At 71.5% G+C, this 8373-nt stretch carries 7 protein-coding genes and 1 pseudogene; 4 read left to right on the top strand and 4 right to left on the bottom strand.

The genetic code is table 11. The features are described 5' to 3' along the window. Window positions 1–341 (top strand): annotated as a pseudogene (locus ABT336_RS25940) (hypothetical protein); the annotation flags it as partial. 249 nt (window positions 342–590) lie between these two features. Further along, window positions 591–1235: a ribosome hibernation-promoting factor, HPF/YfiA family gene (gene hpf / locus ABT336_RS25935; protein WP_350899986.1), complete on the top strand. Its 645-nt coding sequence runs from the start codon at window positions 591–593 to the stop codon at window positions 1233–1235. A 70-nt stretch (window positions 1236–1305) separates the two neighbouring features. On the opposite strand, the gene ABT336_RS25930 is transcribed toward hpf, so the two are convergent. After that, window positions 1306–2490, bottom strand: coding sequence for a GNAT family N-acetyltransferase (locus tag ABT336_RS25930; RefSeq protein ID WP_350899984.1), 1185 nt, complete (start codon window positions 2488–2490; stop codon window positions 1306–1308). Between the two features lie 170 nt (window positions 2491–2660). Between ABT336_RS25930 and secA the strand changes: the two genes are divergently transcribed. After that, a complete protein-coding gene (secA, locus tag ABT336_RS25925; RefSeq protein WP_350899982.1) occupies window positions 2661–5612 on the top strand; it encodes a preprotein translocase subunit SecA in 2952 nt (983 codons plus the stop codon). Window positions 5613–5711: 99 nt separating this feature from the next. Here secA and ABT336_RS25920 read toward each other — a convergent pair whose 3' ends face one another. Then, on the bottom strand, window positions 5712–6347 hold the full coding sequence (locus tag ABT336_RS25920) for an Rv3235 family protein (protein ID WP_350899980.1): 636 nt from the start codon (window positions 6345–6347) through the stop codon (window positions 5712–5714). 91 nt (window positions 6348–6438) lie between these two features. Then, window positions 6439–6669 (bottom strand): helix-turn-helix domain-containing protein, encoded by a 231-nt coding sequence (locus ABT336_RS25915; RefSeq protein ID WP_350899988.1) that lies wholly within the window; start codon window positions 6667–6669, stop codon window positions 6439–6441. A gap of 202 nt (window positions 6670–6871) precedes the next feature. Here ABT336_RS25915 and ABT336_RS25910 point away from each other — a divergent pair, with 202 nt between their 5' ends. Then, on the top strand, window positions 6872–7381 hold the full coding sequence (locus ABT336_RS25910; protein WP_350899978.1) for a DUF6912 family protein: 510 nt from the start codon (window positions 6872–6874) through the stop codon (window positions 7379–7381). Between the two features lie 12 nt (window positions 7382–7393). Here the strand turns inward: ABT336_RS25910 and ABT336_RS25905 are convergent. After that, window positions 7394–8373: hypothetical protein (locus ABT336_RS25905; RefSeq protein ID WP_350899976.1), on the bottom strand; the 980-nt coding region annotated here is incomplete at its 5' end.

The following is an 8373-nucleotide window of genomic DNA, read 5'->3' as shown; positions in this document are numbered from 1 at the left end:
GGGTGCTCCACCCGCTGGTGGCCGCACCCCGCCCCGACTCGGCGGGTCTGGGCAGCGTGGACCGGGCGCGGGCGGCCGAGGCGGCGTTCCGGCTGCGCTCCGGCGGGTGGCGGTCCCGGCGGTCCGCCCCACCCCGGAGTCGACCTCCGACCACACCACCGCCGGTCGCCCTCTCCCGGGCCCGTCGGTCCGGTGTGTCGGAGCCGGTGGTCGTGGTGCTGGACGACATCCTCACCACCGGCGCGACCCTGGCGGCGGTGAGCCGGACACTGCGGGTGGCCGGACTCGCACCGTCGGTCGCGGCGGTCCTCGCCGCGACCCGGAGACGACACAGTCGGTGACTGTCCGTGTTTCCGTTTCACCCGATGGTGTAACGACGTGTGAAAACTTTTGAGCCACGCTGACAACTGGGGGTGACTGCCGGGCAAATCGGCGTTAGCGTTTCGGTGTCCAGGGTAGAGGTGTTCGCACCGCCCCTGGCGGTGAGAGGAGGCGTAGCCGTACCTGACCGGTCGACGCCGGAGCGGGACTCCCGACAGGCGGATCGACCGGGTGTTGATCGAAACAGACCGTCCGTACGAGGAGGTCAGATGGACATCGTTGTCAAGGGCCGTAACGTCGAGGTCCCCGACCACTACCGGGTGCACGTCGCAGAGAAGCTTGCCAAGATCGAACGCTACGACCACAAGCTGATCCGGGTCGACGTCGAACTCTTCCACGAGCGCAACCCCCGCCAGGCCGACCACTGCCAGCGGGTCGAGATAACCGTCGTGTCCCGTGGACCTGTGGTCCGCGCCGAGGCCTGCACCGACGACTTCTACAGCGCGCTCGACGCCGCCATCGCCAAGTTGGAGACCCGGCTGCGCCGGGCCGCCGACCGTCGGCGGGTCCACCGGGGGCGGCACGCGCCGATCTCCGTCGCCGCCGCCACCGCAGGTCTGCCGGTGGTGGAGCTCGACACCCCGCTGGCCGCGTCGCTCGCCGCCCGCAACGGTACGGCCACAGCGGTCGCCGAACGCGAGGACGAGCCCGAGGACGAGTTCGACGACCAGCCGTGGCACATCGCCCGGGAGAAGGTGCACCCGGCCGACCCGATGACCGTCGACGAGGCCCTGTTCCAGATGGAACTGGTCGGGCACGACTTCTACCTGTTCCAGGACAAGGAGTCCGGCCGACCGAGCGTCGTCTACCGGCGGCACGCCTACGACTACGGCATCCTCTCGCTCGACACCTGAGCCGAACCGCCGTCCGGGACGTCGCGGTGGGTCGGTGGGAGACCCACCGTGACGTCCCCGTGTCGACGGCTCACGGCACGTCCTGCGGGAGCCGGGCGGCGATCCTCACGTCCTGCGGGAGCAGGGCGGCGATCCAGCAGTCCACCCGCTGCCCCCGATGGTTCAGCCCGGCCCGCAGGGTGCCCTCGACAGTGAAGCCGGCCTTCTCCGCAGCCCGTCGGGAGGCGGTGTTGCCGACCATCGCCCGCCACTCGATCCGGGCCAGCCCGAGGGTGGTGAACCCCCAGGTGCTGAGGGCGGCCAGCGCGGCGGCGACGTACCCCCGGCCCCTGGCGTGCGGGGCGACCATGAATCCCACGTCGGCAAGGAGCGGGTCGGTGGGACTCATCCGCAGGTCGATCACGCCCACGTAGCTGTCGTCGTGGTCGGCGAGGACGAAGTTCGCGGCGGTCCCCGCCGCCCAGGCGCGTCGGGTGACGCGCAGGTACGACTCGGCGTCTTCGTGCTGGTACGGGACCGGGACCGTGGTCCACCGGATCGTCTCCGGGTCCTGGCAGGTGGTGGTCACCGCCGCCAGGTCCCGTACCTCCAACGGGCGCAGCCGCAGCTCGTGGTCGCCGACGGTGGCGAAGAGGATGGGTTGGTCCCGACCGAAGACGGCTGCCCGGCGGGCCACGAGGGTGCCCGTCGCTGCCGGTCCGGGGGCACCCGGCGCCGGCACCTCACCGGGCAGCAGGGAGCCGATCCACCCGTCGCCGCCGCCCCCGGTCACCGGGTCGGCCAGCCGGAGCTGTCCCTCGATCCGGAACCCGGCGCGCAGCGCCACCATCCGGGAGGCGTGGTTGCCGAGTTCGGCCTGCCAGAGCAGGCGGCGCAGGTCGAGGGTGTCGAACGCCCAGCGGGCCAGGGCCCGTACCGCCCGCACGGTGACGCCCTGGCCCCGCGCCCAGGGGGCGGTCCAGTAGCCCACCTCACCCGAGCGCAGCACCCGGTCGATGGAGACCAGGGCGCAGGAGCCGAGAAGTTCCCCGCCGACCGCGTCGCAGACGGCGAAGGGCGCGCCGGTCCCGTCGGCCCAGGCCGCCGGGGCCAGATCGGTGAGGAACCCGACCGCGTCCCGGCGGCGGTACGGGCTCGGCACCCCGGTCCAGCGCCTGATGTCGGGGTCCTGGCAGGCGCTGTGGACCGCGTCGGCGTCCGACGCCTGCCAGGGGCGCAGTCGCAGGCCGTCCTCGACGATCTCCACACCGTTCATCGGGCAATCGTGCCGGACCGTTCGCCCTGGGCGTAACCGGATTGCCTGCCTGGCGGGCCACGCGGCGCGGTTTATGTCGTATTCGGTGACTCCGAGGGCCGCCACCAGTGACGCGCACCCCGACCGAACGCCTACGATGGGTCGAGACTGTCTCAGGGGAGCGTTGATCCGTGTCGATTCTGGAAAAGGTCCTCCGCGCCGGCGAGGGCCGTATGGTCCGCCGGCTCAAGGCGATCGCCGCCGCCGTCAGCTCGATCGAGGACGACTATGTCGACCTCACCGACGAGGAGCTGCGCGGCATGACCGACCAGTTCCGGGAACGTCTGGCCGACGGGGAGACCCTCGACGACCTGCTACCCGAGGCGTTCGCGGTGTGCCGCGAGGCGGCTGCCCGGGTGCTCGGCCAGCGGCCGTACGACGTCCAGGTGATGGGCGGCGCGGCGTTGCACTTCGGCAACATCGCCGAGATGAAGACCGGTGAGGGCAAGACCCTGACCTCGGTCATGCCGGTGTACCTCAACGCACTGTCCGGGCTGGGCGTGCACGTGGTGACCGTCAACGACTACCTCGCCCAGCGGGACGCGGCGTGGATGGGCCGGGTGCACGAGTTCCTCGGCCTGACCGTCGGGGTGGTGCTGCCGAACCGGCCGTCCAGCGAGCACCGGGCCGCGTACGAGTGCGACATCACGTACGGGACCAACAACGAGTTCGGCTTCGACTACCTGCGCGACAACATGGCGTGGTCGAAGGACGAGCTGGTGCAGCGCGGTCACAACTTCGCAGTGGTCGACGAGGTCGACTCGATCCTGATCGACGAGGCCCGGACCCCGCTGATCATCTCCGGCCCGGCCGAGCACTCCGCCCGCTGGTACGGCGAGTTCGCCGGGGTGGTGGCCCGGCTCCAGGCCGGCAAGGACGGTGAGGGCGACTACGAGGTCGACTTCTCCAAGCGGACCATCGCCGTCACCGAGCGGGGTGTCGCCAAGGTCGAGGACCGCCTCGGCATCGACAACCTGTACGAGTCGGTGAACACCCCGCTGGTCGGCTACCTGAACAACGCCATCAAGGCCAAGGAGCTCTACAAGCGGGACAAGGACTACATCGTCAACGACGGCGAGGTGCTGATCGTCGACGAGTTCACCGGCCGGATCCTGCACGGCCGCCGGTACAACGAGGGCATGCACCAGGCGATCGAGGCCAAGGAGGGGGTGGAGATCAAGCAGGAGAACCAGACCCTGGCCACCATCACCCTGCAGAACTTCTTCCGCCTCTACGACAAGCTCTCCGGGATGACCGGTACCGCCCAGACCGAGGCCGGCGAGTTCAACAAGGTCTACAAGGTCGGCGTGGTGAGCATCCCCACGCACCGGCCGATGGTCCGTGAGGACCGCGCCGACGTCATCTACAAGACCGAGAAGGCCAAGTTCAACGCGGTCATCGAGGACATCGCCGAGCGGCACGCGATCGGCCAGCCGGTCCTGGTCGGCACCGTCTCGGTGGAGAACTCCGAGGTCCTGTCCCAGCTGCTGCGTCGCCGGGGCATTCCGCACTCGGTGCTGAACGCCAAGTTCCACGCCCGGGAGGCGGAGATCGTCGCCCAGGCGGGACGCAAGGGCGCGGTCACCGTCGCCACGAACATGGCCGGCCGTGGTACCGACATCCTCCTCGGCGGTAACCCCGAGTTCCTCGCCGCGGACGAGCTGCGCCAGCGCGGCCTCGACCCGGCCGAGCAGCCGGACGAGTACGCCAAGGCGATGGAGGAGGTCCTGCCGGAGGCGAAGCAGGCCTGTTCGGTCGAGGCGGAGGAGGTCGCCGCCGCCGGTGGCCTGTACGTCCTGGGCACCGAGCGGCACGAGTCCCGCCGGATCGACAACCAGCTGCGCGGTCGTGCCGGACGGCAGGGGGACCCGGGTGAGTCCCGCTTCTACCTCTCCCTCCAGGACGACCTGATGAAGCGGTTCCGGGCGGGTGCCGTCGAGGCGGTGATGGAGCGGTTCAACATCCCCGAGGACGTGCCGATCGAGTCGAAGATGGTCACCCGCCAGATCAAGGGTGCCCAGGCGCAGATCGAGGGCCAGAACGCCGAGATCCGTAAGAACGTCCTCAAGTACGACGAGGTCATGAACAAGCAGCGCCAGGTGGTCTACGCCGAGCGGCTGCGGGTGCTCAACGGGGAGGACCTCTCCGACCAGGTCCGCAACATGATCGACGACACCGTCGAGGCGTACGTCCGGGGGGCCACCTCCGACGGGTACGCCGAGGACTGGGACCTCGACCAGCTCTGGACCAACCTCCGGCAGCTCTACCCGGTCGGGGTCACCGTCGAGGAGCTGGAGGAGGAGGCCGGCGGTGAGCGGGCCAGCCTGGACCAGGACTTCCTCGTCGCCCGGTTGAAGGAGGACGCCAACACCGCCTACGACCGGCGCGAGGAGCAGCTCGGCGAGGAGGGCACCCGCCAGTTGGAGCGGATGGTCCTGCTCCAGGTCATCGACCGCAAGTGGCGTGAGCACCTGTACGAGATGGACTACCTCCAGGAGGGCATCAGCCTGCGGGCGTACGCCCAGCGCGACCCGGTGGTGGAGTACCAGCGCGAGGGCTTCGACATGTTCGCCACCATGATGGAGGGCATCAAGGAGGAGACCGTCGGCTTCCTCTACAACCTTGAGGTCCAGGTCACCGAGCCGGAGCCGGAGGCCGAGGAGGTCCAGCTCCTGGAGAAGCCGGTGGAGATCAAGGCGAAGGGTCTCCAGCGCGCCCCCCAACAGCAGGGGTTGCAGTACTCCGCGCCCACCATCGACGGTGAGGCCGGTGCCGGCGGGGTGGTCGTCGAGCGCCCCGAGGAGCAGGCCCCCGCGCTGGGCATCGGCCGGTCGGCCGCCCCCGCTCAGGGCGCTCCCTCCGGGTCGGCGTCGCCGCGTCCGGCCGCGAGTGCGGGCCAGAACGGGGGCGGGCAGCGTCCGAGCCCGGCGCTGGGCGGGCCGGCCGTCGCGTCGAACGTGGCCCGGCGGACCGCTGCGGGGCAGGCCGACTCCGGCAACAGCCCGTCGCGTAACGCTCCCTGCCCGTGCGGCTCCGGCCGCAAGTACAAGCGCTGCCACGGCGCTCCCAACGGCGGCGCCTGAGCCGTACGGCTGCCTCCGGCGGTCCACCTGACGCGGACCCCGGGCCCCCACCACGACCGGTGGGTGCCCGGGGTTCCGTGTGTCGTGGTGTCCTGACGGTCAGAGCACCTGGATCGTGGTGCAGAGCCAGGTGCCCCGCTGCTGTTCCAGGCGCAGCGCCATCGCCCAGGAGGTGCCGGTGGTGGTGCCGAGCACGGCGGCTGCCTCCACCGCAGTCGGTCGGGGTTGGCAGACCCGCAGTCGTCGCAGCCGCACCCCGGGTCGGGTGGAGCGGCGTTTGACCGGCCCGGACCGGGCCGCGCCCCGGGCCAGCTGCTCGGCGACGATGGTGGCCTGGCCCGGAGCGGCCAGTGGGCGGATCTGCCCCGGTGGCCGGTATCCGTTGAGGATCTCCAGGCACATCGCGACGAACCGGTGGGCGACCCGGAACGCCTGGGGGTCGACGCCGTCGTGGTCGAGACCGCCCGGCAGGGGGTCGGCCGGGCCGGGAGACGCGGCGGGAGCCCGACCGGCCGGTCCGGTCGGCCCGCCGGGTCGGGTGGGGGCGGACCGGGGGTCCTGGCGGCGGTTCGCCGGGCGGCCCGGGCGCGAGTCGAACAGGTCCAGTGCGAGTTGGGCGTTGGACGGGCGGGGCCAGAGGTCCGCCGGTTCCTCGGTGAAGGGCGGGTCGAGGGGTGGGACCGGACGCAACCGGACCGGCGGGCGGATCGGGCCGGGGCGTCGGATGTCGACCATGTCAAACCCTTCGTTTGCTTTCGTTTGCCTCCGATGGCCTCAGTCTGAAGTACGCAGAGTCACCCGTCAATGGGATGGCGGAGCGCCGTGGTCACTCCTCGTCGCGTTCGGCCAGCGGGTTCCTCCGGACCCACTCCGCGGTCTCGGTGTACTTGAGCTGGATGTACTCCTCCAGGCGGGCCCGTTCGACCCGCCACTGACCACGACCACCGATCTTGATCGCGGGGAGTTCCCCGCTGCGTACCATGTGGTACACCTGCGAATCCGACACGTTCAGCTCGGTGGCCACGTCGGAGAGCAGGAGGAACCTCGGCTCCACCAGAACCCCCGGGGTTGACGTTCGTTTGGTTCAGTTTGCCACCGGTGACCGACATCACCGGTGTGGCCGCCCCGACGACTCGGTCGAGGACACGCCGGATCCCTCCTGGCCTCCACGCGACGCCGGGTGTAGGACGGTTTCGACGTACGGCATGATCGGCACCCGAGGCCGCCTGCGCCTCGGTGGACAGCGGGGGAGGCGACCCATGGGCGAGGACCGGATCCGGGTGTACGTACCGGCGACCGTGCCGATGCTCGCGCGGCTGCGCGCCGACGGGCTACCGGTGACCGACGGGCACACAGTGACCCCCGCGCTGCGCGAGTGGTACGCGGAGGGCGACGAGGAGGAGCTGGAGTACGTCGCGTTCACCCGCGCCGCCCAGGACGCCTTGGCGCTGCTGCACGACGACCCCACCGCCCCCCGTCGCCGGGTCGTGGTGGCGGTCGACCTCCCGGCGGCCGTGATCGGGCGTCCCGACGCCGTGCTCGGCTCCAGCCTGGTGCCGTTGACGCAGCCGGTGTCGGTGCAGGCGGTCGCCGCCCTGCACGTCGACGGCGACGAGGCGGTCCCCGACGTGACAGCCGCCGTCGAGGTGGTCGTCAAGGCGCTCGACGGCGACCCTGACGCCCAGTTCACCGTCGACGGTGCCGAGGACCACGAACTGGAGTGGTACGCCCCGAGCGAGCTGGAGCTGCTGCTGCACTCGGCGTCCTGACCCGGGCCGGGTTCATTCCCTCCCGGGGGCCGTCCCGTCCCCGTCGAGGGGTTCCTCGTCGACCTCCTCGGCGGGCTTGAGGGTCCGGCCGAAGAGGATCAGGCAGGTGAGCGCCCCCACGAAGAGCACCCAGATCCCGTTGTCCACCCGAGAGGTGCCGAGGGAGGTCTGTGCCACGGCGTCCGCCTCGCTCAACGCGGCGGCCAGGTCGAGCAGGGTCCGCCCGCCGACCCGGATGACCACCTCGGCGACCAGCAGGAGCAGGCCGGCCCCCGCCCCGGCGATCAGGTACGCCGGCCACCGGGGTGCGGTCGCCGTCGGGTCGCGCCGGACCGCCCGACGGCGGGCCCAGCCCAGGTAGGCGAAGGCGATCACCCCGGCCAGGAGCCCGGCGAGCAGGGACTCGGTGCGCGAGACCCACCTCGCCGCGCTCACCAGCGCCTCCTGACCGCGGTCCCCGCCGAACAGGTCGAACAGTGGGTCCCGGGCGAGGCTGAAGGCGACCACGAAGACCAGGACCCCGAGGGTGGATGCCACCACCGCACCGGCCACCGCCGCGCTCCGGGCCCCGGCGACGGCACCACCGATGGTGGCCGCGGCGGCGGCCGTACCGGCGATGACGTTCGTCGTGGCGGTGTCGGCGTAGGTGAGGTTGATGGCCACCGCGGTCCCGGCGCCGACCAGCAGGCCGGTGCCGACCGCCGCGACGAAACGGACAGTGGCCTGGTCGAACCCTCGCCGGGCGAGCAGGTTCACAGTGGCCAGGGCCACGGCGGCCCCGGCGACCAGCGCCGCCGAGATCACCCCGGGCAGCGCGAAGGCGGAGAGGCTGATGGCGGTGACGCCCGCCTGGGCCGAGCTGATCGCCCCCCGGGTGGACCAGAGCATCGCGGCAAGCCAGCCGAGAGCCAGGAGGGCGAAGACCGCCGCCCCCGGCGCGAGCATCACGCCCGGCCTGCCGTCGGGGCGCCCCGACGCGTCGGTCGGGGCGG

The organism is Micromonospora sp. NPDC000207, assembly GCF_040300925.1.
Lineage (GTDB): Bacteria > Actinomycetota > Actinomycetes > Mycobacteriales > Micromonosporaceae > Micromonospora.
The sequence above is the reverse complement of the archived record's forward strand: the minus strand, read 5'-3'. Positions and strand labels throughout refer to the sequence as shown.